Genomic DNA, 25,572 nt, shown 5'->3' on the forward strand with positions numbered 1-25,572 from the left:
TCCAAAACTATATATGAGATAGTCGAACATGAAATCCTATGCGCAATTGGGGTAATGTAGACGAAACGGACAGTAGATCCGTGGTGCTGCCCAGGGTGGAAGCGACTCGGAGACAGGACGACGACCGAGATACGGAACGGGGCGTGGAACGATGAGCGGTGAAGACGGCAGTGGCGGTGGCGGTGGCCTGATGGGGATCGTTCGGACTATCGTCCCGGACTTCGTCAGGAAGCGGTTCGCGCTGAAGTTCCTCATCGTGCTGCTGGTGATGGGCCTCGCCATCGGCGCCGTGGGGCTCGTCGGCACCCAGCAGTTCAGTGATCACACGCGCAACCAGACTGAGAGCGAGTACAGCGGCCTGGCGGTACAGGAATCGAATCTCGTCGAACAGTGGCTCGAGAGCAATCGTCTGTCGACGCGGCTGGCGTCGAGTTCCCCGGCCTTCGCCGGCCAGGACCGGTCGCGGATGTCCGAAGCGCTGCAGTCGCAGATGGCGGACGTGATGACCGGCGACGTGAGCGCGATGCACCTCGTCCAGCGGACCGTCAGCGGCTACACGTTCGTCGCCAGCACGGGCTCGCAGAGGGGGAACTCGCTCGCGGGCACCCAGCGATCCTGGTTCATGGGTCACGATTTCGGCGGGGTCAACGACGTGGCGGTGTCGAACGTCTACCGCCCGTCGAACAGCGGGAGTCCGGTGGTCGGACTCGCCAGCCCGGTCAACGGCACTTCGGACCGGTATCTCCTCGTCGAGGTTGGAACGACCAACATCGCCGGCGATCTCCAGGGGCACGACCGAGCCGATGGCGGGTTCACGATGGTCGTCAACGAGACCGGCTCCATTCAGATCGACGAGAAAGGAGTCACCGCCGATTACGACGCGTCGGACGACGAAACGCTCGGTAACTACGGCGACCAGCGCACCGTCGACCGCGCGCTCTCGCTCTCGGACGACCCCAGCGGCGTCATCTCGAGTCGGACGAACGGCGACGTCATGGACGAGGAGTACGCCGTCGGGTACTCCCAGATCATCGTCCCGGGTAGCGACGACACCTGGATCGCCCTCGTGCACGCGCCCACGGACGTCCTCTTCGGCGACGTCCAGCAGGTAACGCAGTTCGGGATGTTCGCTACCGGCGGCGCCGTCCTGCTGATGCTGTTCATCGGCGCCGTGCTCGGCTACAACACGTCGTCGTCCATCGACCGCCTGAAAGGCAAGGCTCAGGAGATGGAGGAGGGCAACCTCGACGTCGAGATCGAGTCGGGCCGGATCGACAGCATCGGCCAGCTCTACGGAGGCTTCGCGTCGATGCGCGACTCGCTCCGCGAGCAGATCGACGAGGCCGAACGGGCCCGGAAAGAGGCGGAAGTCTCGCGGGCCGAGGCGATGGAGATGAGCAGCTACCTCCAGGAGAAAGCCGAAGAGTACTCCGAGATCATGCAGGCGGGTGCCCGCGGCGACCTCACCCAGCGGATGGAGCCCGAGGGCGAGAACGAGGCGATGGACCAGATCGCGAAGGACTTCAACGAGATGCTGACCGAACTGGAGATGACGACCGGCCAGCTGAAGACCTTCGCCGTCGAAGTCGAGGAGAGCGGTCGATCCGTCCAGCAGAGCGCGGAGACGGTCCGCGACGCGAGCGAGCAGGTCGCAGACTCCATCCAGAAGATCTCCGACGACGCCTACGACCAGAAAGAGCGCCTCCAGCGCATCTCCGAGGAGATGGACGGCGTCGCCAGTCAGCTCGACGACTTCGAGGACGACAATCCGGGCGTCGACTTCGGCGACTCGCTGGACAGCATCCGCGACGTGGCCGGGATGATAGACGAGGCCGCGGACCTCGCGGAGGACACGATGTCCGAGAGCGAGAACGTCGCGGGCGCCGCGGAGGAGCAGGCTGCTGAACTGAACGAAGTGTCCTCGCGCGCCGAGGAACTGGTCCGGTACGCCCAGTACCTCGGCGACGGGCTGAACAACTTCGAGACCGAGGAGGAACACGAGTTCGTCTTCCAGACCGGCGCGGGCGGTCCCGATCCCGCGCCCGGTCCCGACGGTGACGGCGCTGGCGAGTAACGCTCGGGAGCGACTTCCCGGGGGCTACCGGACCGACGGCATTTTTCGAACGACAGTCGCCATTGAGCCCGCGGCACGGCGCTCACTCGTCTGTGACGCGGGACCGTCCACGTTGTACGGCTCCTCGAACCAGTCACGTCCCTTGGCCTTTCTCGGTTCGTGTCAAGCCGGTCAGTCGGGACTTCGAAGGGCCCCTGCGAGGCTGTGATGTCGACTTCGGCCACGCACCTCGTCGGGGCCCTCGACCGCGTTCGGTGAGTGGCCGGAGTCACGGTCTCGCGTCGCCCGTCGACAGGAGAGGGAGCCGCCGGTAGCACGTTCGTGGGTGGACGATCGGTACTATCGAGTGATCGAGTGATGACTCGATGGTGGACGGGAGTCCCGATGTCAGTGACGTCGAGCTTCCCGGAGTGCCGATGGTTCCACCCTGACGGACGGAGTCACCAATCCGGCTCGAGCACCGATCCCGCGAGGCGAACGGGCCGAAGCTTGGGAATTCGTTCGCTGAATTCGGCCGGGAGAAACGCGGGGGTTGGGACCACGAGTTCGGCTGACGTGCAGCACGAATACGACATTTCGGTCAGAGGGTCACGGACGAGGAGCGAGTTTGCTGAGTACGGGACGACGCCGGTTTGAAGCCGGTGCGGTTTCGAGACGCTGCACCTGCATCGGGACTTGTCGAACAGGCCTTCCAGACCGGACGCGACGCTGGAGCAACGATCCCGATCCGGCAACTTACTGTTCCCTGTCCGGGACCGAATTCACGAATCCGACTCTCGTGCTGTTTCTCGGCCGTTTTCCAGTGTCTCACTATTGGCCGTGTAACACAAATAGATCGCAATTCGATATAGCGATTAGTGGTTTATCCGAACGGTATTGGGCACGGTTCGAAGCCGAAAACCGTGGTAAGTGACACGAAAACTTCGAGCTAACTGGTTCTGTGCGTGATCGAGGGTTGGGCTGGATTTGGAGTCGAATCCGACTGTCAGTATACGTTCTATCGGGCCCAAAACTCGTGGCAGATGTCGATATCGCGCTCTGGGGTGTCTCGGATGCGGATCCCTGTGAGATCGGATCGTCGGATTCCGTTCCACGCTCTGTGTCGAAACGATATCCCGACTGATCCCCATCGCGTCGCGACTCCCGTCCGAGGTCCGGTGCGCTGGGGACGTCCTGGAGCGCCATTCTATCAGAGCCGCTCGAGCCGACACGAGCTTGGCTGATTCGTGGTCCCGTCGGAAGCTTCTCAGGGTGAGATCCACGGCCGATCCATCTGGGATCAAGGTCGCGAATAGGACATCGCTCGACAATCACCATCACGTTATATTGTCGACGAAACGGCCGGGCAGGTCGGCTCGGCTGACCGTCTCAGCTGGAGACCGATATCCCGTGGATGGTCGCAGAGTATTCAGCGGGTCTAACCGAGATAAGCGAGTCGGCTCCCGCAGTCGGGAGTCCCGTTCGTTGCCAAAGCGACCGGTCTCGACTCTGCCAATCTCTGCCACAGGTGCCTGATGACGGAGATCAGGCGACCCTCTAGCGCCTTGATTTCGCCGCAGGCCGGCTCAGAGCGGTATAGATACCTTCAGCTTCTGTCGATCGGTGATTGTCCCACTGAGCGGAGATGCCGCTCAAATCAGCTGCAATCGCGCCTGTGTGGTCCGGAAACGACGTAGAACATCGTCGCTTTATCAGGGGCCACCGCGAGGTCTCGTCGAGAAATCGCCTCACGGGGAATCCGCGATTCAGTATCGATCCGTCAAGAGGTACCGACTCGAATATCACCGCCTCTACTTGTACTGGGACGCCATCGGTACCCTGTTCGAAGCGTCTCCGGGTCTCTGTTCGGTGAATCCCGTCGGCGATTCTCAGTTCGGCTCGTTCGACTGGAGTTCGACCGCGATTTCTCGGTGCGCTCGATATCCGTGGGAAATCCGGTAACGCGAGCTTACGAGTGACGGCGGACGATCGGTGGGGGTCTCGTCGTGGTTCCGTAGTCCCGGTCTAACGGATTGATTAGGCGCAGAGGCCCCATCTTGAACAGAATATGGTGTCGGACGATATCGAACCACGTCGAACGAACGCCCGTCCGACGACGCAATGGTGCACCCGACGGTGGCGAAGTGCCCCCCACAGGGGGCGGATGCGACGTTCGGTTGTAGAGGGGCGTGAAGCTGTCTTGGGTGAGTCCACAGGCCCCGATTCGTCGCGCTGTTTCCATCTCTGGGCAGTCCACACTGTGCTCTTGCGGGTCAGACGCAATGCCTACAATCAACATTCGCCATTCTATTCGGAAGGTACGGGCAGCGTCGATCAGTAGCCCACGCGCCGACGTCGTCAATCACGGCGCGTTCTCGAGCGGCAATCCGAGAGAAGTGCCCCTGTGAATCACTCGCTACCCAAGAACGATCGTGGACTCTCAACGAGATCACATACGCCCTTCTGGTGAAAAAGTGTCAACTGTTCGTTTGTAGGGCGTATAATAGTTAGATGTGAACTTGATTATAACGCCAAATATGACACCATATACACGCCTAATTGAATGTCATACGGGGATTGGAGAGCACTCCACTCACAAATAAGGGTCTTTATCCGGGAACGTGGCGATAGATTGATTGGGGCGGGGTGAGACTGTGCCTTCGATGGCAGAGAGCGATGTCGATACGTCGCGCGTCTCGGTGCGGACCTACGTACCGACCTACCAGCGATCCGAGTGGGACGACCACGCTGACGAACTGGGGATGAGTCGCAGCGAGTTCGTCCGGACGATGGTCCAGGCCGGACGACGTGGGTTCGGTGGATCGAAAACCGGGCCGACAGTGTCTGAAACAGACGATCCTGAATCAGAATCCGAGGAATCGCCTGCAGCCCCTTCTCCGGACGCTGACCCCCAGGGTACAGGCCTCGAAGACAGGGTCGTCAGCGTCCTGCGTTCGGCCGAGTATCTGTCGTGGGACGAACTCCTCGATGCGGTGACCGACGACATCGAGGCCGAACTCGAATCGACGCTCCAGGATCTCCAATCGAGTGGTCGCGTGACGTACAGCGGCCGCAACGGAGGGTACACGATCGATGAGTAGGGCAGACCGCGGTTCGTCGGCCAGTGAGGATCCGATCGCCTACTTCTTAGACGACATCACGTTCCAGGGGAAGACGCAGCGAACACGGGACGCCTACGAACGGGTCCTCCGGGAGTTCGAGTCGTACCTGGACGAACACGGAATCGGGCTCGCGGAAACCAACCACCGGGACTGTATGGCCTGGGTGCACCAGCTCAGGGGCGCCGTCGGCGAAAGTACTGTCGCGACGTACGCCTCGTACCTCCACCGGTTTTACAGCTACATGAGCGAAGTGGGAACCTTCGAAGAGAACCCGATGACGCTCGTCCTCGAAGAGATCGACGAGTCGATCAACGTCGACCCCGACCGTCGGGATATCTCTGTCCCAGCGATGCGGTCGTTCGTCGCCGATATCGGCCATCCGCTCGACCGTGCCGTCGTCGTCACGCTCCTCAAGACGGGGATGCGAGCCGGAGAGCTCTGCAATCTGGACACCAGGGACCTCTACGTAGCAGCCGCCGATTTCGAGACCGACCACAGGCCCCAACTGGACGGCAAGCCAGACTCCGTGTACGTCGACGACGCGCCCTCGGCGAACAGCGAGTACAACGGCCAGGTCCGGACCGCATCCAACAAACGAAAGCGTGCGACGACGGTCCCGGTCGACGAAGAACTCGCGTCGGTACTCGTCGAGTGGCTCGCGGTCCGACCCGATCCGCGCTCGGCGGTAGCGGACCCGCTGTTCGTGAGCACCGCCGACGAGTGGGGGAAGCGCCTGACGCCCGATATGGTTCATCATCTGGTCGAGACCCACGCCCGAGAACAGGGCTGGTATCGCGACGGCGGCGGCGCCGAAGAGAACGTCACACCGCATTACTTTCGGCACTTCTTCACCACGCATCTCCGCGACCGGACCGGTGACCGGGGTATCGTCAAATACCTCCGGGGCGACGTCGCACAGGACGTCATCGATACCTACACCCACGACTGGGGAGACCGCGTCCGCGAAGTCTACGAATCCAACATCTACCGTCTCCTCTGACCCCGTTTTCGGCCGAGATTTGGTTCCAGCGACGCATAGGTGTCAGGAATCCATCCAGTTCGCCTGCCCGGCGTCGAACTCATAAACCTCATATCGCTATATTGAATCTAGTCTAGATCGCACATTGGCGGACAGCATTCTGACGTGTCCGATGGTGGGATGAGAAGGCAAGAGCGCATCTCGAGTTCGTTCACTGAATTCCACGGTGCGTGGAGTACAGTGCGGGCCGACATCCGACGAAAGGTCGAACTTCGCGGCGGGATTACAGCCGTAGTACTGTCATGGGCCGTATTCCCATTTCCTATGCCTGGACCTTCCAAAACCACTGTTCCATATGTATGAACATTAGTTGGGAAGAGTGAGACGCCCGTCCAGGAACGATCGCGAGAAACTTGTTGCGTGATTGTCCGTAGGCGCTGATCTGGTATTCAGTGGAACGAGAAGGTTTAGAACGAGCGTTCGTTCAGACTGAACAGAGGATCGGGGCTGAGCCAAGAATAGATCTCGGATACGATCAGATATGTGAAGGGTAGTGAGGGAGACACCGTACCAGACAACCCAGGTATCCGGTAATACAGAGGACGAACGCGCGGTGTTCGACAGAGAAGCGGCGCGTGTGCAGTCAGCGAAGCGGGAGGTGCGCTCCCGATTTTCGGAACGACGCGGTTACGTGTTCAGGTAGACGGTCTTGATCTCGGTGAAGAAGTCGAGACCGGCGTCGCCCTGTTCGCGGTAGGTGTTCGTCGAGGAGTCCTTCACGCCGCCGAAGGGGACGTGGAGCTCGAGCCCCGTCGTCTTCTCGTTGACCTTCGCGACGCCCGCTTCGGTCCGCTCGATGAACTCGTGGGCCTCGTTCAGGTCGGTCGTGACGACCGAGGAAGAGAGACCGAACTGGCTGTCGTTGGCGGCCTCGATGGCGTCGTCGAAGTCATCGACTTCGGTGACGGCGAGAACCGGGCCGAAGACCTCTTCCTGGAAGATGCGCATGTCGCGCTCGACGTCCGAGAAGACGGCCGGGGAGACGTAGTACCCGTCGTCGTACTCGTCGCCTTCGAGGCGCTCGCCGCCCGTCTCGTGGGTGGCGCCCTCGTTGGCAGCGACGTCGACGTACTCCAGCGTGGATTCGAGTTCGCCCTGGCTGACGTGCGGGCCCATGCCGAGGTCGTCGCGGCCGTCACCGATATCGATGGATTCGGCGTACTCGACGATGCCTTCGACGAACTCGTCGTAGACGTCCGTGTGGACGATGGCGCGGGAGCAAGCCGTACAGGCCTGGCCGGTCACGCCGAACGCGCCGGCGCCGACGATGTCGACCGCCTCGTCGACGTCCGCGCTGTCCGTGATGATGGCCGGGTTCTTGCCGCCCATCTCGGCCTGGGCGCGGGCCATGTTGTCGGTCGCCGCGTCGTAGACGTGGTGGCCGACCTCGGAGCTACCAGTGAAGGAGACGGCGTCGACGTCCTCGTGAGACGTCAGCGTGCCGCCGACGTCGCTGCCCGAACCGGGGACGAAGTTGATGACGCCGTCCGGGAGACCGGCTTCTTCGAGCGCCTCGACGATGCTGGCCGCGGGGCCCGGCGCGTTCGAGGCGGGCTTGATGACGACCGTGTTGCCCGTCGCCAGCGCGGGGGCGATCTTCCAGGCCGGAATGGCGATGGGGTAATTCCACGGCGTAACGAGGCCGGCGACGCCCAGCGCCTCGCGCTTCGTGTAGACGGACGTCCGACCGCCGCTCGCTCCCTTCCGGTTGCCTGCGTTGTCGGCCGCCTTCTCGGCGTAGTAGTAGAAGATGTCGATGGCCCGCTGGACCTCGGGGCTCGCCTCGGAGAGCGTCTTGCCCTCCTCGTGAGAGAGCTGCTCGGTCAGTTCGTCTTTCTGCTCTTCCAGCAGCTTGGCCGTCTCGCGGAGGATGGAGCCGCGGTCCGGGGCGGGCATCGCTTCCCAGTCGGCCTGTGCGTCCGCAGCTGCGGCGATCGCGCGTTCGGCGTCCTCGGTGGACCCCTTCGCGTACTCGGCGACTGTCTCCGTCGTATCCGCGGGATTCTCGACCGCGAAGGTGTCCCCGCTCTCGGCGGACACCCATTCGCCGTCGATGTATAGGTCGGTGGTCTCTGTCATGCAATATTACGGTCGTCTGGCGTCCACTTACGAGTTTCCATACAGGATATCGTGGGCCGATTTACGAGTTTCCATAGCGGCTACGTTGGACTGTATCTCGATCGCGCGCCCACCCGGACTGATGTGGGAAACTTTATACCAGTGACCTCGGGAGATGTAGCCGTCATGGTCGATTTCGACAAGATCAGCGACCCGAACGCTGAGTACACGATGCGGGACCTCTCCGCCGAGACGATGGGCGTCTCCAAGGAACGCGGCGGCGTACGCGACGCCGAGATCACCGACGTCCAGACGACGATGGTCGACGGCAACTACCCCTGGATCCTCGTTCGCGTCTACACCGACGCCGGCGTCGTGGGCACAGGCGAGTCCTACTGGGGCGGCGGCGACACCGCGATCATCGAGCGAATGAAGCCGTTCCTCGTCGGGGAGAACCCGCTCGACATCGACCGCCTCTACGAGCACCTCATCCAGAAGATGTCGGGCGAGGGCTCGATCTCCGGAAAGACCATCTCGGCTATCTCCGGCATCGAGATCGCCCTCCACGACCTGGCGGGCAAGCTCGTCGACCTGCCGGCCTACCAGCTGCTCGGCGGCAAGTACCGCGACGAGGTCCGCGTCTACTGCGACCTGCACACCGAGGACGAGGCGAACCCGCAGGCCTGCGCGGAAGAGGCCGACCGCGTCGTCTCCGACCTGGGCTACGACGCGATCAAGTTCGACCTCGACGTCCCCTCTGGCCACGAGAAGGACCGCGCCAACCGCCACATGCGCGCCCCGGAGATCGAACACAAGGCCGAGATCGTCGAGGCAACCACCGAGGCCGTCGGCGACCGCGCCGACGTCGCGTTCGACTGCCACTGGTCGTACGCCACCGGTAGCGCCAAGCGCCTCGCCAAGCGCCTCGAAGAGTACGACGTCTGGTGGCTCGAAGACGTCGTCCCGCCGGAGAACCACGACGCCCAGCGCGAGGTCACCCAGTCGACCGCCACGCCGCTGGCGACCGGCGAGAACGTCTACCGCACGCACGGCAACCGCGACCTCATCGAGAACGAGGCCATCGACATCATCGCCCCCGACATCCCGCGCGTCGGCGGCATGCGCGAGGGCCGCAAGATCGCCATGATGGCGGACATGTACTACATCCCCGTCGCCATGCACAACGTCTCCTCGCCCATCGGCACGATGGCCTCCGCGCAACTGGGAGCCGCCATCCCGAACTCGCTGGCCGTCGAGTACCACTCCTACGAGCTCGGCTGGTGGGAAGACCTGGTCGAAGAGGACGACCTCATCGAGGACGGCTACATGGAGATCCCCGAAGAACCCGGTCTGGGCCTGACCCTCGACCTCGACGCCGTCGAGGCGAACATGGTCGAAGGCGAGACCCTATTCGACGAAGCGTAAGGTTCGTCGAGCTGGACAGACGAACGAAGTGAGTCTGTCGGTGTTCGACGAAGCGTAAGGTTCGTCGAGCTGGACAGACGAACGAAGTGAGTCTGTCGGTGTTCGACGAAGCGTAAGGTTCGTCGAGCTGGACAGACGAACGAAGTGAGTCTGTCGGTGTTCGACGAAGCGTAAGGTTCGTCGAGCTGGACAGACGAACGAAGTGAGTCTGTCGGTGTTCGACGAAGCGTAAGGTTCGTCGAGCTGGACAGACGAACGAAGTGAGTCTGTCGGTGTTCGACGAAGCGTAAGGTTCGTCGAGCTGGACAGACGAACGAAGTGAGTCTGTCGGTGTTCGACGAAGCGTAAGGTTCGTCGAGCTGGACAGACGAACGAAGTGAGTCTGTCGGTGTTCGACGAAGCGTAAGGTTCGTCGAGCTGGACAGACGAACGAAGTGAGTCTGTCGGTGTTCGACGAAGCGTAAGGCTCGTCGAGCCCGATCCATCGGTGGCTGTCGAGGCCTGACCCCTCGTCGAACCGGCGAATCTTCTCTCCGACTCGTTCGACGAGCCGAAACGCCGAACGAGCTATCACCTGCTGCTTCCCGAGCATCGGTTGGGACTCCGACCTCGCGAGCCGAAAGACCGCCGAGTCACTGTCCCGATACCTACTTATCAGGTGATTCTCCCCGGTCACGCTCGACAGCCGAACGGCCTCGCTGTCAGATTACAAATCGCGCGATTCTAATTTGGAAGGTTTCACCAAATGAAACGGAAATCGGGGGAATTCCACTTATACGCGAGGGGGGCCGATTCGTGGGCGACACCCGCCGACAGGAACACGGTCGCAGTTTCCGGCCTGAGAACGAGATTCCCTCGAACAGAACAGGTAAGTGATCCGCTGTGGATACTCGGGTATGGAACAGCCGAAGCATCCAGTCACGACTGTCGACAGGACGTTACAGATAGTCGAGATAATACAGGAGCTGGACGGGGCGGGCGTCTCGGAGATCGCCGAACGGGTCGACGTGGGGAAAAGCGCCGTTCACAACCACCTCAACACCCTCGCGAACCGGGAGTACGTCGTCAAGGAAGGCGACGAGTACCACATCGGACTCGCCTTCCTCGGTCTCGGCGCGTACGCCCGCCAGCGCAACGAGATCTTCGACGCCGCCCACAAGGAAGTCGACAACCTCGCCGACGAGACGGGCGAACTCGTCAATCTACTCGTGGAGAAAAACGGGACGGGCATCTACCTCTACCAGTCGCAAGGAGAGAACGCGGTCGAACTCGACACCTACGAGGGCAAGCGCGTTCGCCTCCACTGCACCGGCCTCGGCAAGGCCATCCTCGGCTTCCGCCCGGACGAGGAGGTCGCCGAAATCCTCGACGAGCGCGGTATGCCCTCCGAGACCGAGCACACTATCACCGACAGGGACGCGTTCTTCGACGAACTCGCCGAGATCAACGACCAGGGCTACGCCATCGACGAGGAGGAACGGCTCAACGGCCTGCGCTGCGTCGCGGCGCCCATCACGGACGACGACGACCGCGCTATCGCCGCCATCAGCGTCTCCTGTCCGGTCCACCGTGTCGACGACGACCGCTTCTACGACGACCTCAGGCAGGCCGTGCTCGGTGCAGCGAACGTCGTCGAACTGGAGCACAACTACTCCTAGAACCCATGTTTTTCCGCTGGGGGTTTCCTCGCTCGGCCTTCGGCCTCGCTGCGGGAACCCCCGAACGCAAAAACATGGGTGAAAAAGGCCGAATCCTCGCTCCGCTCGGATTCGGTGTCCGCGGGAGTGAGCACCGCGAACGACCGCGGGCTCGTCAGAAATTCGCTCTGAGAGTGAACCGCCTCGCTCCGCTCGGCGGATGCTGAAGTCTGAGTCGGAGATCCAATCTCGTGAGACTACGCTACTGAAAGAACGAACGTCCACGCTCAGCAGGCGCGCGGAACCGAAACCACATTCCACGGGTCGCCAGCCCTGCGGCGATAAAACCGAAGTGCGGAGAGAAAACGTTCGAAGTGAGTTGCTCGTCGCCTAGCCTACATCGCGCCGCCCATGCCACCCATGCCGCCCATGCCGCCGCCGGGCGGGCCGCCGGCCTCCTCTTCCTCGTCGTCGCCGACGGAGAGGTCACCGGCGGAGATGACGTCGTCGATGCGGATGATCATCGTCGCCGCGTCGACCGCGGAGTCGACGGCCGTCGTCTTCACGCGCAGCGGCTCGACGACGCCGTCCTCGAACATCTCGACGAGTTCGCCTGTGTCGGCGTCGATGCCGACGTTCACGTCGCCCGCGTCGTGGCGCGCGGTCATGTCGACCAGCGCGTCGATGGCGTCGTGGCCCGCGTTCTCCGCGAGCGTGCGAGGGCCGTCCTCGAAGGCCTCGGCGAAGGCCTCGACGGCCAGCTGCTCGCGGCCCTCGACGGAGTCGGCCTCCTCGCGCAGGGCGAGCGACGCCTCGATCTCCGGGGCGCCGCCGCCGGGCAGGACGTAGCCGTCCTCGATGGCCGCGGAGACGACGCCGACGCTGTCGACGACGGCGCGCTCGACCTCGTCGAGGACGTGCTCGGTACCGCCGCGGAGCAGGATCGTCCCGACGCCCTCCGTGGGGAGGTCGCTGAAGATGGTCGTGCTCTCGTGGTCGGCCTGCCGGCGGACGGTCACGTCGCGGATGACGCGCTCGCTGACGCTGCCGGCGAAGCCCAGGTCGTCCTCGGAGACCGTGTCGAGGTCGCCGACGCGCGTGGCGCCGGTGGCCTGCGCGAGGCGCTCGCGCTTGTCGTCGTCGACGCGGCGGTAGGCCGTGATGCCCTCCTTCGCGAGGCGCTCGGCGGCGAACTCGTCGATGCCGCCGTCGGCGAGGACGATGTCCGCGCCCGTCGCGGCGATGCGGTCGACCATGTCGGCGAGCTCGGACTGCTCGCGCTCGACGAAGCCCTGCAGTTCGTCCATGTTGCCGACCGTCGCCTCGGCGCCGACCTCCGTCTCCGAGACCTCGATGGAACCCTCGTAGATGAGGACGTTCGCGTCCTCGTGCTCGCGCGCCATGTTCTGGTTGACCGGCTCGATGTCGAAGAGGACGCCGTCGACGAACTCCGAGTCGTCGATCGAGGCGCCGTAGAACTGGCGCACGACGACCGAGTCCTGGTCGACGGTGCCGTCGTCACGGACGGCGCCCTGGACCGCGGAGACGACCATGGACGAGAGCAGTTCCTTCGCCGTCTCGGCGCCCTTGCCGGTCATCGCGGTGCCGGCGACCTGCTTGAGGACCTCCTCGTCGTCGGGGTCGACCTCGGTCGCCATGTCCTCGAACACGTCGAGGACCGTCTCGGCCGCGTGGCGGTAGCCAGCGACGATCGAAGTCGGGTGGATGTCCTGTTCGAGCAGGTCCTCCGCGTTCGAGAGGAGCGCGCCCGCGAGGATCACGGCGGAGGTCGTCCCGTCGCCGACCTCGGCTTCCTGGGTCGTCGCTACGTCGATGATCATGTCTGCTGCCGGGTGGTCGACGTCCATCTCTTCGAGGAGCGTCACGCCGTCGTTCGTGACGACGACGTTGCCGCCCTGGTCGACGAGCATCTTGTCCATCCCGCGGGGTCCGAGCGTCGTGCGGATCGTCTCCGCGACTGCTCGCCCCGCCTCGAGGTTCATCGACCGGGCATCCTCGCCCGACGTGCGCTGCGATTCGTCGGAGAGGACCACCATGGGTCCGTCGGCCATCTGTCGTGCCATGTGTGCTCACAACCGCGTCTGGCGGAAATAAGATTTGCTTTCCGAACGTCCTCTCCCTCGCGACGCGAGCGGAGAGTCGCGGGTCGCGAATCGCTCCACTGCGGGACGTCTCGGTGTGTTATCGCGCGGAATCTGCGGAAAAACGGAACAGCAGGTGACGACTCAGTCGCCGAAGTTGGACTCGGACTCGGCGCCGTACTCGTCGTCGGGGCCGGCGAGTTCGGCGCTGTTCCAGTACTCGTGCGTTTCGAGCGCGCGGAAGCAGGCGGCGTCGGACTCGCCCGCCGTGTCGTACAGCCCCGGTTCCTCCCGCGTGCAGACCTCGCGGGCCTCCGGACAGCGCGTGTGGAACTTGCAGCCCGAGGGGGGATCCTCGGGGTCGGGCACGTCGACTTCGCGGACCGGCGGGTCCTCCTGGATGCGCTCCCTGGCCAGGTCCGGGTCGACGGTCGGCGTCGACCACTTGAGTACCTTCGTGTACGGGTGCGTCGGGTTGTTCAGGATCTCCTCGGGCGGGCCGATCTCGACGATCTCGCCGAGGTACATGATGGCGATCCGGCCGCCGGCGCGCTTGGCGAGATACCGCGCGTTCGCCAGGTCGTGGCTGATGAAGATGTAGGAGGTGTCGAACGTCTCCTGCAGGTCGAGGATGAGGTCCATCATCCCGACGCGGAGGCTCACGTCCAGCGCGGAGATGGCCTCGTCGGCGAGGATGACGTCCGGGTTCATCAGCAGCGCGCGACCGAGCGCGACGCGCTGTTTCTCGCCGCCCGAGAGCTGGTGTGGGTACCGCTCGGCGTAGTCCTCCGGGGGCATCATGTCCACGTACTCCAGGAACCGGTAGATGGTGTCCTCGCGCTCCTTGGGACCCAGCTCCGTCCGCCACTTCTTCAGCGGGTCGGAGAGGATCGCCTTGACGCGTCGCGAAGAGTTCAGCGCGTTGGCCGGGTCCTGGTGGATGATCTGCATCGCCCGGCGGATCTCCGTGAACTCCGTCTCCGCCTCCCGGGGATTCTCCTTCGCTTGCCAGATGTCCTGACCGCGATAGGAGACCGTCCCCTCGGTGGGTTTCTCCAGGCCGACCGCCGTCTTCCCGAGCGTGGTCTTCCCGCAGCCGGACTCGCCGACGAGGACGACGATGTCGTTCTCGTAGAGGTCGAAGCTGACGCCGTCGACCGCGCGGACCTTCTTGTCGGTCAGCGCGCGCTTGACGATGCCGCCGGGCTTGTAGTGGACGTTCACGTCCTCGACCGAGAGGACGGGTTCGCCGCGCTGTTCGACCGTCGACTCCTCGCCCGAGGCCTCGTCGGGCGTGACGTCGTCCGCCGTGGGTTCGTCTGTGCTCATGGGTTACTCCTCCCTCGCCCCGTGATCGAGCGAGTACTCCAGTTCGCCGCGCGCCTGGTCCGTGTAGAAACACGCCGCCTCGTGGTCCTCGTCGACCGTCACGAGGTCCGGGTCCTCGATCTCACACCGGTCGTCCGCGATCGGACACCGCGGGTGGAACGAACAGCCGGTCGGGATGTTCACCGGGTCCGGCCGCGCCCCTTCGATGGGCTTCATCGAGTCGATGTCCGAGTCGATGCTCGGCACCGAGCGCAGGAGCGCGCGCGTGTACGGGTGTGCAGCGTCTTTCAGTAGCGACCGGGTCTCGCCGACCTCGATGAACTCGAAGGCGTACATGACGCCGATGCGGTCCGAGAGGCCGGCGACAAGCGGCAGGTCGTGCGTGATGAACACGATGGTCAACTCGAACTCGTCGCGCAACTCGCGGAGCATCGAAATGATGGACCGCTGCATGAGCAGGTCGAGCGCCGCCGTCGGCTCGTCCATCACGAGCACTTCCGGTTCGAGCACCAGCGCGAGCGCGATGAGCGCGCGCTGTTTCATGCCGCCGGAGAGCTCGTGCGGGTACGAGTTCATCACGCGGTCGGGGTCGAGGTGCAGCGCCTCGAAGAGGTCGTAGACGTGGTCCATACGCTCTTCGAGGACCGCGTTGTGGGCCTGGATGGTCTCGTGGAAGTGCCCCTTGATCTTCATCGTGGGGTTGAACGAGTTCATCGCGCCCTGGAACACCATCGAGACCTCCTCCCAGCGGAACGACTGCAGTTCGCCGTCGCTCATCTCCAGCACGTCCACCGAGTCGTCGCCGACGGCGTCGTAGTCGCCGATCTGGTCGGTTGTCGGCGTGGCGCTCTCGTCCGACTCGCGCGGGTAGTAGGTGACGTCGCCCGAGAGGTGACCGGGGTCCTCGACCGCGTCCATCAGGGCCGCGGCGAACATCGACTTGCCCGACCCGGACTCGCCGACGATGGCGAGGATCTCCTCGCGCCGGATCGACAGGTCGACGTCGTTGAGCACCCACGCTTGCCCGCGGTTCATCCCGAACTGCACCCGCGCGTTCCGTACGTCCATGACGATGTCCTCGTCGGCATCGTCGCCGTCGTCCGTCGACTGGTTCTGTTGTCCGATAGCCATGTCAGTTCACCTCCGACCGTCGGGTGGGTCCGCACATCAGAGACCACCCGCGTCTTCCTGTTCGTCTTCCGGCACCGTCTCCGAGTGGCGGGCGAGCAGCCGGGGGTTGAACACGCGGTCCAGCCCCTGCGAGAAGAGGATGAGCGAGAAGCTCATCCCCGAAATCGCCAGTAGCGGGAAGAACATCCAGTGGCCCGCCCGCCCGGGCGCCGCGATCGCGTTCCCCTGTCGGTAGGCCATCTGCATCATGACGCCCCAGTTGAACGAGCTGAAGGGGAGCACGCCGATGAAGTACAGCGCGACCGACTGGAAGATGACCGCCACCGCCGCGCCCGCCGCCGAGATGAGCACGAACGGCGCCACCTTCGGGACGAGTTCCTGCCCGACGATGGTCGGCGTCGAGAGCCCGATGGAACGGGCCGCCTCGACGAAGTCCTCGTCGCGTAATGCAAGCACCTGTGAGCGCAACATCCTCGCGAGGCCGGGCCACTGGTCGATCGCGATGATCGTCCCGACGATGAACGGGTTCTCCGGCGAGAAGATCGCCGCGAGGACGATGATGAGCGGCAGGCCCGGGAGCGTGATGAACACGTCGGCCATCGTCATCAGCATCGTGTCGATGACGCCGCCCTTGTAGCCGGCTATCATGCCGACGAGGACCGCGACGCCGACGGAGAAGACGACCCCCGCCAGCGCCATCTGCATCATCGCGGGCGTCGAGTGGACGAGCGTCTTGAAGACGCCCCGCCCCATGCTGTCCGTTCCGAGCGGCATCGTCCAGTCGACAAACGGCTTGAGGTAGTACGGACCCTCGTTGATCTGTGGCGGCGGCGTCAGCCAGACGCCGACCGTCCCCAGAAGCAGGTAGAAGAGGACGCCGGCGCCGCCGATGCGGGTCCGCCAGTCGCCCCAGGCGACCCGGAACGGCGTCGCGACGTAGAAGTCGAACGCGCGCCGGGCGCGCTCGGCCGGCGGCGTCCGCCGGCGCTCGACCTCCTCGTCGGTGCCGAAGATGCTTTCCTGCGTCACGCCTCCGTCGCTTTTCGGCGTTTTCTCGGACATCGTTAGTAGCTCTCCCTCGTCGCGCCGGTCCCGGCTCGCGGGTCGATGAGCCCGTAGGTGAGGTCAGCGACCAGGATGGCCGTCACCGTGATCCCCGAGAAGAACACGAACGCGGCCATCACGAGCGGGTAGTCCTGATTCGTCGCCGCTTCGAGCATGAACCAGCCCACCCCGTGGTACTGGAAGATGCGCTCGGTGATGACGTTCGAGCTGAACATTCCCGAAATGCCGAGCATGAAGCCGGTGTAGATGGGGAGGATCGAGTTTCGGGTCAGGTAGCGGCTGAGGATGCGGTTCGTGCTGAGCCCGCGCAGCCGCGCCGAGCGCAGGTAATCCGCGCCGATGACGCGGACCGACAGCGCCCGCATCCCGATGGCCCCGCCGGCGAAGCCGACGATGAAGTTCGACAGTATCGGCAGCGCCGCGTGCTGGGCCACCCCGATCATGAACTCGAGGTTGAACCCGGGGTCGGCCGCCGGGGGCGCTCGCCCGCCAGTCGGGAAGATGCCCCACTGGAAGGCCAGCACCGAGAGCATCACGATGGCGGCCACGTAGTAGGGGATCGACCGCATGACGAGCACGAACACGGTCAGCCCGGAGTCGATCTTCGTCCCCTCGTGCCAGGCCATGAAGACCCCGACCGCGATGGTCGCCGTGAACCCGAACAGGAGGCCGTACACGCTCAGGAAGATCGACCACGGCATCCCGCGGAAGAGGATGTCGAAGACGGGGTCCTGGAACATGATCGACTCGCCGAAGTCCTGGTACAGGACGATGTCCCGAAGCCACTCGTAGAACGAGATCGGGATCGGTTTGTCGGGGTTGATCCCCGTTAGTTGCTCGGCCATCTGGGCGAGTTCCTGTTGGTCGACCGTGTCGCCTTGCTCCCGCATCTGTTCGACGCGGTCGGCCATGAGCGCCTGCACCGGCCCACCCGGAACGAGTCGATACAACGCGAACGTGATGAACATCCCCAGGACGAACGTCACGATCGCTTGCACGAACCGACGTATGTAATAGTTCATAGTGTGTGTTGGTGTCTCACAATCTCTTAATACTTCCGTCAGAGCGCGGTGACCGCGCTGTAGACGATGTACAAGGCGTATCCGGCGGCCGGGACCGCGGCCACTTTGTACGCCTCGTCGACTGTCAGGTCACGCACGTCCTTGATGGCGTACGCACCGATGTAGCCGGCCCACAGGGCGAACAGCACGCCCGCGAGCGTGGCCGCGAGGACGACCATCTCGCCAGCCGCCTGCGACCAGATGGCCTGCGCGACGTCGCCGGCGAGTCGCGACGAGGGGTTGACGTCCCCCGGGGCGATCTCCATCGTGACCGAGTAGTACGCCATCGCCGCGGTGTGAATGAGGTTCGCGATCAGGACCGGGACCAGCGCCCAGGCCGCTCGCTTCATCGCGAGGTACGTCGTCCCGATGGTCGTGTAGAGCCAGGCGACCGCGTACATCCCCACGCCGTACCAGATCCACACGAGGAACGCGCCGATCAGCGGTTCGAGCACGCGCTGCTGGAGCTGGAACCTGACGTCCTGGTTGACGACCACGGCCTGGATGCCGTCGATCTGGGCGATCAGTTCCTGCAGGACGAGATAGTTCCCCACCGCACCGACGACCCCGACGACCAGCACGAGCGCGAGCTCGGACTTGAGCCCGCGCGTCCCGATGTACTCGTCGTAGAACCCCTCCGGGTCTACCAGTAGCGACCGGTACAGCCCCAGCGTCCTGCTGAGGTACGACCCCGGATTCCGAACCGCGTTTGAAACTCCCATTGTAGTCCTCCGGAGTGGATTAGGCCGGCGCCTCGATGGTCGGGACCGGGATCTCTTCGAGGACGTCGTCGACGATCTCCGACTTGTCGACGTCGTTGACCTGTGACTCCGCCGTCAGGCCCATTCGGTGGGCGATGACGGGCTGGGAGACGGTCTTGACGTCGTCGGGCGTCACGTAGTTGCGACCCTCGATGACCGCCTGCGCGCGTGCGGTCTCGTAGAGGCGCTGGGTCCCGCGGGGGCTCATCCCGGTCTCGACCCGGTGGTCCTCGCGGGTCGCTCGCGAGACGGCCGCGATGTACTCCAGCATGTCCTCGGTGACGGTGACCGTGTCGGGCACCGCCTGCAGGTCCATGACCCGCTGGTGGTCGAGCACCTGCCCGACGGTCGGCGTCGTCGACGTCCGGTCGTTGCGGCGCCGGAGCAGTTCGACCTCGCCGTCGACGTCGGGGTAGCCGATGGAGGACTTGACGTTGAACCGGTCGATCTGCGCCTCGGGCAGCGGGAAGGTCCCCTCCTGCTCGACGGGGTTCTGCGTCGCGATCACGAAAAACGGCTCGGGCAGCTGCCGGGTGTCACCCTCCGTCGTCACCTGCCCCTCGCCCATGGCCTCCAGCAGCGCCGCCTGCGTCTTCGGCGGCGCGCGGTTGATCTCGTCAGCCAGGACGATGTTGGCGAAGATAGGACCCTTGTTGAACTCGAACTCACCCTCCTGCTCGTTGTAGATGTACGTCCCCGTGACGTCGTTCGGGAGCAGGTCCGGCGTGAACTGGATGCGGGAGAACGACAGTCCCAGCGCCGTGGCGAAACTGTTCGCCGTCAGCGTCTTCCCCGTCCCGGGAACGTCTTCGAGCAGGACGTGCCCCTTCGAAAGCAACCCCACAAGCACGGTCTCCAGGAACTCCTCGTCGATGATGACCGACGACTGTATCTCGTCGATCACGGCATCCAACTCGTCACTGGCCTCCTGGATGGATAGGTCGGTCTGTGCCATGGTAAGATAGCCCGTGCTTCTCCTCTTAATACTGACGGTGTAAGAGCGTTCCGTCCCCGAGAAAAACTGACCGAACGACCGATTCGTCCGGTTACTGCCGGATCGACCAGATCAGGAACAGCGCGGCCAGCAACAGCAGGGCCAGGGCCGGGATCGTGAGCCCGCCGGAGGGCACGAGGTAGATCCCGTAGGCGATGCCCGCCGCGACGACGCCGACGAAGATGGTCGCCGCCGCGTGGACGGACTCGCCGCGCTGGGTGTCGGTCTGTTCGGAGAGCTGGCGGCCCACGCTGAACGCGTTCGACCCGAGGTCGAACGAGACGATGGTCGCCAGGGTGGCGAACAGCACGATCTCCGGGACGCTGGAGAAGAAGCCGCAGGCGATGACGCCGACGAAGACGATGGCCGTCCCCGCGATCGTCAGCCGCTCGGACTCGAAGACGAACAGTCCCGCGGCGACGCCTGCCAGCCCGAACAGCCCGATCGGCGCCGACAGCGGCGCGAACAGGCCGGTGACGACGACCGCGAGTAGCGCTGCGGCCACCGAGAGGATGCTGCTGAACCGCGCCGGTGCGTGCGTTACCTCGACCGCTCCCGTGTCGCTGTCTGTCTCGTAGCTCATTTACGCCCACCTCGTCTGTGCCTTCTGGATCTCGAGCGAGAGCCGCTCGCCGGGGTCCCAGTCGAGCACGCGGATGCCCCGTTCGCGGAGATACCGGACCCGCGCCGTCCGTTCGATGCGCGTGAGCCGCTGGCCGACCGTCTCGTCGACGGTCACGTCCGGACTGATGACGGTGACCAGGTGGCCCTCGGAGTCGAGCCTGCGCGCCACTTCCGCCGCGTAGTCGTCCGCCAGCGGCGAAAAGAGGAAGATCTGCGACGTGCTCGGCAGGCGCCGGCGCACGTGCGTCATCGGGTCGATGTACTGGCTCTCGTGGTCCTGGCGCTCCGGCGGCCGGGGCGACAGCGCCGGGTGCTGGGCGAACAGCACGCGGGCGTTCTCCAGGTGTTCGCTCCCCGCGCCGGGGGCGTACCAACAGGGCACCGTGTCGAAGGCGGCGACGCCGACGAGGTTACCCTGGTCGTACAGCGCGCCGAACACGTCGCTGGCGGCGTGGACCGAGTGGTCGACGGCGTGCGGTTCGTCGGGGCCCGCCGAGATGTACGCGCTCTGGCGGGTGTCGAACAGGATGGTGACCGTCGCGGCCTTCTCCTGGCGGAAGTCGATCGTCGCGAGTTCGCCCGTGCTCGCGACCTGCTTCCAGTTGATGCGGTTCATCGGGTCGCCGGGGCGGTAGTCGCGCACGGAGTAGAACTCCAGGCCCGACCCGCCCTGCTTGGTGTCGACGTCGCCGGCGTACTGGGTCGTCTGGGCCCGCACCGGCACGTCGTTGGTGACCCGCAGCGGCGGGACGATGCGCATCCCCGCGTCGGGCGTGACGAGCGAGGTCCGCTCGACGCCGCCGCTGAAGTCCCGGGCGACGACCAGCAGTGGCCACTCGTACTCGCCGCGCTCGACGCGGACGGTGTACTCGATCTGCGCCTGCGCGCCGGCCTGTAGCGCGGTGTGCAGCCGCGGGACGCCGTCGGTGACGACGAACGCATCGGGCACGGCGTCGATCAGTCGCAGGTCGGGCAGCATCGAGCCGCTCTCGTTGCGCACCGTGAGCGTCACCTCGACGAGGTCGCCCGGCTCGGGCTCGTCGGTGTCGAACTCGCGCTCGACGACCAGCCCCTCCGTCCGGGGCACCGCCGAGACCCGCGCGTAGATTGTGTACGCGACGCCGACCGTCCCGGCGAGCATGAGTCCCGGATTGAAGGTGATCGTCCCGATGCCGACCGCGACGAGCGCGAACGCCGTCACGCCGAGCCAGCGGTTCGTGTGCTGGAGGGACACGTCCTCGAAGGGCTCGCTCGTCTGGAACGTCGGGATCGAGGAGTTGGCCTCGTTCCAGTTCGACTCGACGCCGTCGTCTTCGTCGTCGTCGTCGCCGGAGCGACCGAGCAAGCGGTCGACGAACGAGCGGTCGTCCTCGGTGTCCACCTCGACCGTGTGGCTCACGTCGACGTCGCCGACCCGAATGAGTTCCTCGACGGTCTCGCGGAACTGGGTCTCGAAGGCGGCCACGTCGTCGGTGCCCGACAGTAGCGACTGCGAGAGACCGGCCTCCTCGGCCGCGGTCCGCTCGCCCTCGAAGAACGCCGCCGCCTGCTCGTTGTCCGTCCACTCGCCGGCGTTCAGGATCCGCCGGGCCTCCTCGACCGAGCAGTCCTCGCGGTTCCGGATGACCGCAACGGCGAGGTTCTCCAGGCGGTCTTCGAGGTGTTCGCGGTTCTCGTTGACTCCCTGCCGCAGGTGGGTCATCTCGTAGAGCATCCGGTCGACGTCCTCGCCGGGCATCGGGTTGCCGGCGGGGCGCTCGGGATCGGGCGTGACCGTCTCTTCGATCTCGCCCTTGAGGCGGCGGCGGACGACCCCGAAGCCCGTCACGGCGCCGAGCGCGCCGATGACGAAGATGACCTCGTTGCCGAAGGGGAGCGCGCTACCGGCGCCCGGGGCGACGATGAGCGCCACCGCGCCCACGAACAGGAGCGCGCCGATGGCGATCAGCAGCCGGTTGAGGACCTCCTCAATATCCATCGTCGCCCTCCGTGCCGTCGGCACCGACGTCGGAACTCCGTCCGCCCGAGCCTCCGTACTCCGCTTCGATGTTCCGGAAGACGTCGATGGCGAGCTGCTCGCGGCTCTCGGCGTCGCGCTCGCCGTAGCGGACCTCCTCGAACAGGCGGGTCAGCTCGCGGACGTCGTCCTCGCCGAGGCCGACGTCGACGGCGGCGTCGGCGAACTCGCCGGGCGTCGCGCTGTCGGGGTTCGGGACGTCGAGCATGCTCGTCATCTCCCACCACGCGCGGTAGACCTCGTTGTCCACGTCCGCGTTGTGCTTTTCGAGGCGGTCGGCCGCGCGACCCGCCGCGGCCGCTAGGTCCATGACGTCGGCCCCGGACCCTTCGTCGGCCTCCTCGGGTTCCATCGTGGTGATGTCCTGGTCGCCGGACGCGCGCATCAGGACGGCGGCCGTCGCCACGAGGACGACGCCGAAGACGCCGAGGATGACGGCCGGCGGGATGTCAATCGAGGCGACCGGCGACTGGGTGCCGTTGGCGATGGCACCCCGACCGCCGTCGCCCAGGCCGGGTCCGCCGACGGTGGCGCAGTCGGTCCCGAGGAAGTAGCCGAGCAGGACCGGCGGCGCGATCGCGTACAGGCCGAGGAACGCGGCGCCGAACGAGTAGCGGCGCTTGACCAGGTAGACCAGCATGGCGGCCGCGCCGAAGTACGCCAGGCCGCCGTACCAGTTCGAGAGCGGTTCGATGCACGTGGTGTACTGGACCGCCTTGTTGCCGGGGTCCTCGTTGCTCCGATTTATGGGATTGCCGCCGCCGCCGGAGCTGTCACCGCCGCCTCCACCCTGGTTGTTCTGGGGGCTCTCCCCCGGGTTCTGCGGCGCTTCCCCACCACCGGGAGCCCCCGTGTCCACGGTCGCCGTGATCGTCGCGGCCCCGACCGCGATAGCGGCCATCGCGACGAGCCCGATCACGACGAACCGGAGGGCTTCCTGTGACACATAATCATCCATACTAAGGTTTGTACGATCCACAGTATATGTTTTTTCCGCTTGATCGAAGCACGGAAACCGATCGATCGGCGCGAGAAATCCGCGAGCCGGGCGCCCTCTCCGGCCGTGACGGCGTGTGAGAGAACGGTTGGCACCGGCAGCCGACGGGAGGCCGCTGGCGGTCACAGATACGATATCTGACCGGAGCGCGCGACCGGTCTGGAGGCGGCGTCTCCGGCCGCGTTCGGCCTGGATCGGTCGTCTGACGGACGGTGGCCTTATACACCCCCGTCCGCTATCCTCGCGCCAATGAACACAGGTGCGGACCGGCGCGGTGACGGACGGGAGCGCGCGGGGTGGACGCGAAGGGAGTATCTCGTCGCGCTGGGCGCCGGGGGCGCGGTCGGGTCGCTCGCCGGCTGCACGGAGACGAACGACATCGTGGACTCGCCGGAGGTGTTCGGCTACCAGTTCCCGTACGACTCGGAGACGACCCACGTCGGGCCGTGGTCGACGTCGGACCCCGAAGGGTTCTACCCGCTCATCTACGAGGCGCGGTCCTATGCGACGCCGGCCCGGGACCGGCAGCTCGGGGACGTCGTCGAGTCGGTGGACGTCGACGGATCGACGGCGACCGTCTCCTACGCGGAGGGGTTCACCTGGTGGTCCGGCGACCCGGTGACCGCCCGCGACACCTGGGTGCACGACGAGATTCAGCGCCACGTCTCGGCGGACCCGGGCCCCAGCGTCGAACTCGCCGACGAGTACACGCTCCGCTACGAGTTCGAGCGGCCGCTGGACGGGCCGCTCGTCCGCTCCGCGGTCGCCAGCGGCGCCGTCCGGACGCCGATCGAGTTCTACGAGCCCTGGCTGAACCGGCTCCGGGAAGCGACGACCGACGACCGGGAGGCCGAAGTGATCGAGAACCTGCGAACGGGGAGCCCCGGGCTCGAAACGCTCGCCGACGAGGGCCTGGGCTGCGGGCCCTACGAACTGACGGAGGTCTCTATCAACCGGCTCATGCTGGAGCGATACGACGACCACCCGCGGGCGGACACGATATCGATCCCGCGGCTGTGGCTCCCGGTCGTCCAGGAGGTGTCGATCGAGAACCTGATCAAGAAGGGCTGGCTCGACGGCGGGTCGGGCATGCTCGACGACGAGGGCGGGTCGCCGGCGGGCAACCTCGAACAGATCGCCCGCTACCGGACCACCTCGGGGTCGAAGCTCGTCCTCGACTGGCGCAACGACCACCTCGCCCGCCGCGGCGTCCGCCGAGCGGTCCTCGCGGCGATACCGCTCGACGACGTCGCCGAAGTGTCGAACTGGGGCGAGCCCACCGAACTGCAGACGGGGCTGGCCGCACCGGCCGAGCGGCGGTGGCTCCCCGAATCCGTCCGCGAGTCGCTCCACGAGTACCCCGTCGCGGCCGACGCGGAGCGAGCGGCCGAGTACATGCGGGAGGCCGGGTACACGCGAGACGAGAACGACGTGTGGCGCGACGAGGACGACCGACGGGCGCGGTTCAACATCGGGACGCCGGTGTGGGACGGATTCGTCTCCGCCGGGAGCATGGTCGAGTCGAGCCTCCGCCGCTTCGGCTTCGACGTCTCGATCGACCGCGTCCCGAACACGCGGATCTACTACGAGGTCTCCAACCACACCTACGACGTCATGCTCTGGAGCTTCGACGGGCGCCCCCACCGGGCCTACGACGTGACGAGCGACGGCGCCACGTCGATCGGCTACGGCGTCTCGGACGCCGCGACGACGACGTCGAGCCAGGGCAAGCCCGTGGAGGTCGCCGTCCCGGAGACGCCGGGCGACGTCGACGCACCCGAGAGCGACCGCCGGGCGCTGAACCTTGTGGACGCCTGGCGCACGATCCAGCGGCCGACCGACCGCGAGGCGACCGTCGACGCCGTCTCGACGATCGCTACCTGGTGGAACGACGCGCTCCCGGACGTCTACCTCGGTACCGAGGTCACCGGCCTCTGGGGGAACACCCGCGACTTCGAGTGGCCATCCCACGAAACTGGTTCAGAATATGGAACGGCCGGTCCGGGTGGGAACCCGATATTCCATATGCTGAAACGCGGGACGATCGAACCGGCGACCAGCGAGTGAGAAGGGAGGGGTCCGGACCGGCTCGCAGTCCCGGTCCGGGTCGGGTGTCAGAGACCGCCGGGGTCGATCGGCGGGAGGATCAGTCGGGGG

At 65.3% G+C, this 25,572-nt stretch carries 17 protein-coding genes; 6 read left to right on the forward strand and 11 right to left on the reverse strand.

The genetic code is table 11. The annotated features are described in order from the left end of the window. Positions 1–151 precede the first annotated feature (151 nt). From ACMGFH_RS05870 to ACMGFH_RS05880, 3 genes are all read left to right on the forward strand, one after another. Positions 152–2,074, forward strand: a complete 1,923-nt coding sequence (locus tag ACMGFH_RS05870) for a HAMP domain-containing protein (protein WP_415381892.1) — start codon at positions 152–154, stop codon at positions 2,072–2,074. Between the two features lie 2,642 nt (positions 2,075–4,716). Further along, positions 4,717–5,154: a DUF5805 domain-containing protein gene (locus ACMGFH_RS05875; protein ID WP_415381893.1), complete on the forward strand. Its 438-nt coding sequence runs from the start codon at positions 4,717–4,719 to the stop codon at positions 5,152–5,154. Further along, positions 5,147–6,175, forward strand: a complete 1,029-nt coding sequence (locus ACMGFH_RS05880; protein WP_415381895.1) for a tyrosine-type recombinase/integrase — start codon at positions 5,147–5,149, stop codon at positions 6,173–6,175. Before ACMGFH_RS05875 ends, ACMGFH_RS05880 begins: the two co-directional genes overlap by 8 nt. 666 nt (positions 6,176–6,841) lie before the next feature. On the opposite strand, the gene ACMGFH_RS05885 is transcribed toward ACMGFH_RS05880, so the two are convergent. Then, positions 6,842–8,293 carry an aldehyde dehydrogenase family protein gene (locus ACMGFH_RS05885; RefSeq protein ID WP_415381896.1) on the reverse strand — a complete coding sequence of 484 codons (1,452 nt, stop codon included), beginning with the start codon at positions 8,291–8,293 and terminating at the stop codon, positions 6,842–6,844. A 165-nt stretch (positions 8,294–8,458) separates the two neighbouring features. On the opposite strand from ACMGFH_RS05885, the gene ACMGFH_RS05890 reads away from it, so the two are divergent. Further along, positions 8,459–9,697: a mandelate racemase/muconate lactonizing enzyme family protein gene (locus ACMGFH_RS05890; protein ID WP_415381897.1), complete on the forward strand. Its 1,239-nt coding sequence runs from the start codon at positions 8,459–8,461 to the stop codon at positions 9,695–9,697. A gap of 896 nt (positions 9,698–10,593) precedes the next feature. After that, a complete protein-coding gene (locus ACMGFH_RS05895; protein ID WP_415381899.1) occupies positions 10,594–11,355 on the forward strand; it encodes an IclR family transcriptional regulator in 762 nt (253 codons plus the stop codon). Positions 11,356–11,729: 374 nt separating this feature from the next. Here the strand turns inward: ACMGFH_RS05895 and thsA are convergent, their stop codons facing one another. From thsA to ACMGFH_RS05945, 10 genes are all read right to left on the reverse strand, one after another. Continuing rightward, the gene (gene thsA, locus ACMGFH_RS05900) at positions 11,730–13,406 is read right to left on the reverse strand and encodes a thermosome subunit alpha (protein WP_415383206.1); all 1,677 of its coding nucleotides are present in this window, start codon (positions 13,404–13,406) and stop codon (positions 11,730–11,732) included. 174 nt (positions 13,407–13,580) lie between these two features. Then, positions 13,581–14,765, reverse strand: a complete 1,185-nt coding sequence (locus tag ACMGFH_RS05905) for an ABC transporter ATP-binding protein (protein WP_415381900.1) — start codon at positions 14,763–14,765, stop codon at positions 13,581–13,583. 3 nt (positions 14,766–14,768) lie between these two features. After that, positions 14,769–15,896, reverse strand: a complete 1,128-nt coding sequence (locus ACMGFH_RS05910) for an ABC transporter ATP-binding protein (RefSeq protein ID WP_415381901.1) — start codon at positions 15,894–15,896, stop codon at positions 14,769–14,771. 36 nt (positions 15,897–15,932) lie between these two features. After that, on the reverse strand, positions 15,933–16,958 hold the full coding sequence (locus ACMGFH_RS05915; protein ID WP_415381902.1) for an ABC transporter permease: 1,026 nt from the start codon (positions 16,956–16,958) through the stop codon (positions 15,933–15,935). A gap of 2 nt (positions 16,959–16,960) precedes the next feature. Beyond that, positions 16,961–17,983, reverse strand: a complete 1,023-nt coding sequence (locus ACMGFH_RS05920) for an ABC transporter permease (protein WP_415381904.1) — start codon at positions 17,981–17,983, stop codon at positions 16,961–16,963. 38 nt (positions 17,984–18,021) lie between these two features. After that, positions 18,022–18,744 carry a hypothetical protein gene (locus ACMGFH_RS05925; RefSeq protein ID WP_415381906.1) on the reverse strand — a complete coding sequence of 241 codons (723 nt, stop codon included), beginning with the start codon at positions 18,742–18,744 and terminating at the stop codon, positions 18,022–18,024. Positions 18,745–18,763: 19 nt separating this feature from the next. Continuing rightward, on the reverse strand, positions 18,764–19,738 hold the full coding sequence (locus ACMGFH_RS05930) for an AAA family ATPase (RefSeq protein WP_415381907.1): 975 nt from the start codon (positions 19,736–19,738) through the stop codon (positions 18,764–18,766). A gap of 91 nt (positions 19,739–19,829) precedes the next feature. Next, positions 19,830–20,360 (reverse strand): hypothetical protein, encoded by a 531-nt coding sequence (locus tag ACMGFH_RS05935; protein WP_415381908.1) that lies wholly within the window; start codon positions 20,358–20,360, stop codon positions 19,830–19,832. Then, the gene (locus tag ACMGFH_RS05940; RefSeq protein ID WP_415381909.1) at positions 20,361–22,379 is read right to left on the reverse strand and encodes a DUF58 domain-containing protein; all 2,019 of its coding nucleotides are present in this window, start codon (positions 22,377–22,379) and stop codon (positions 20,361–20,363) included. It lies immediately after the preceding gene. Further along, on the reverse strand, positions 22,369–23,376 hold the full coding sequence (locus ACMGFH_RS05945; protein ID WP_415381910.1) for a DUF4129 domain-containing protein: 1,008 nt from the start codon (positions 23,374–23,376) through the stop codon (positions 22,369–22,371). The genes ACMGFH_RS05940 and ACMGFH_RS05945 overlap by 11 nt, the downstream gene beginning before the upstream one ends. Before the next feature lie 288 nt (positions 23,377–23,664). Here ACMGFH_RS05945 and ACMGFH_RS05950 point away from each other — a divergent pair, with 288 nt between their 5' ends. Continuing rightward, positions 23,665–25,482 (forward strand): ABC transporter substrate-binding protein, encoded by a 1,818-nt coding sequence (locus ACMGFH_RS05950; RefSeq protein WP_415381912.1) that lies wholly within the window; start codon positions 23,665–23,667, stop codon positions 25,480–25,482. The last annotated feature ends 90 nt before the right edge of the window (positions 25,483–25,572 follow it).

The sequence above is a fragment of the Halosimplex rarum genome (assembly GCF_047715405.1).
Lineage (GTDB): Archaea > Halobacteriota > Halobacteria > Halobacteriales > Haloarculaceae > Halosimplex > Halosimplex rarum.

Excerpts from the sequence above, each read along its gene's own strand:
- thsA (WP_415383206.1), bottom strand. The coding sequence starts at position 13,406 with ATGGCCGACGGACCCATGGTGGTCCTCTCCGACGAATCGCAGCGCACG.
- ACMGFH_RS05920 (WP_415381904.1), bottom strand. The coding sequence starts at position 17,983 with ATGAACTATTACATACGTCGGTTCGTGCAAGCGATCGTGACGTTCGTC.
- ACMGFH_RS05880 (WP_415381895.1), top strand. The coding sequence starts at position 5,147 with ATGAGTAGGGCAGACCGCGGTTCGTCGGCCAGTGAGGATCCGATCGCC.
- ACMGFH_RS05910 (WP_415381901.1), bottom strand. The coding sequence starts at position 15,896 with ATGGCTATCGGACAACAGAACCAGTCGACGGACGACGGCGACGATGCC.
- ACMGFH_RS05885 (WP_415381896.1), bottom strand. The coding sequence starts at position 8,293 with ATGACAGAGACCACCGACCTATACATCGACGGCGAATGGGTGTCCGCC.
- ACMGFH_RS05905 (WP_415381900.1), bottom strand. The coding sequence starts at position 14,765 with ATGAGCACAGACGAACCCACGGCGGACGACGTCACGCCCGACGAGGCC.
- ACMGFH_RS05870 (WP_415381892.1), top strand. The coding sequence starts at position 152 with ATGAGCGGTGAAGACGGCAGTGGCGGTGGCGGTGGCCTGATGGGGATC.
- ACMGFH_RS05935 (WP_415381908.1), bottom strand. The coding sequence starts at position 20,360 with ATGAGCTACGAGACAGACAGCGACACGGGAGCGGTCGAGGTAACGCAC.
- ACMGFH_RS05930 (WP_415381907.1), bottom strand. The coding sequence starts at position 19,738 with ATGGCACAGACCGACCTATCCATCCAGGAGGCCAGTGACGAGTTGGAT.
- ACMGFH_RS05950 (WP_415381912.1), top strand. The coding sequence starts at position 23,665 with ATGAACACAGGTGCGGACCGGCGCGGTGACGGACGGGAGCGCGCGGGG.
- ACMGFH_RS05940 (WP_415381909.1), bottom strand. The coding sequence starts at position 22,379 with ATGGATATTGAGGAGGTCCTCAACCGGCTGCTGATCGCCATCGGCGCG.
- ACMGFH_RS05915 (WP_415381902.1), bottom strand. The coding sequence starts at position 16,958 with ATGTCCGAGAAAACGCCGAAAAGCGACGGAGGCGTGACGCAGGAAAGC.
- ACMGFH_RS05945 (WP_415381910.1), bottom strand. The coding sequence starts at position 23,376 with ATGGATGATTATGTGTCACAGGAAGCCCTCCGGTTCGTCGTGATCGGG.
- ACMGFH_RS05890 (WP_415381897.1), top strand. The coding sequence starts at position 8,459 with ATGGTCGATTTCGACAAGATCAGCGACCCGAACGCTGAGTACACGATG.
- ACMGFH_RS05875 (WP_415381893.1), top strand. The coding sequence starts at position 4,717 with ATGGCAGAGAGCGATGTCGATACGTCGCGCGTCTCGGTGCGGACCTAC.
- ACMGFH_RS05895 (WP_415381899.1), top strand. The coding sequence starts at position 10,594 with ATGGAACAGCCGAAGCATCCAGTCACGACTGTCGACAGGACGTTACAG.
- ACMGFH_RS05925 (WP_415381906.1), bottom strand. The coding sequence starts at position 18,744 with ATGGGAGTTTCAAACGCGGTTCGGAATCCGGGGTCGTACCTCAGCAGG.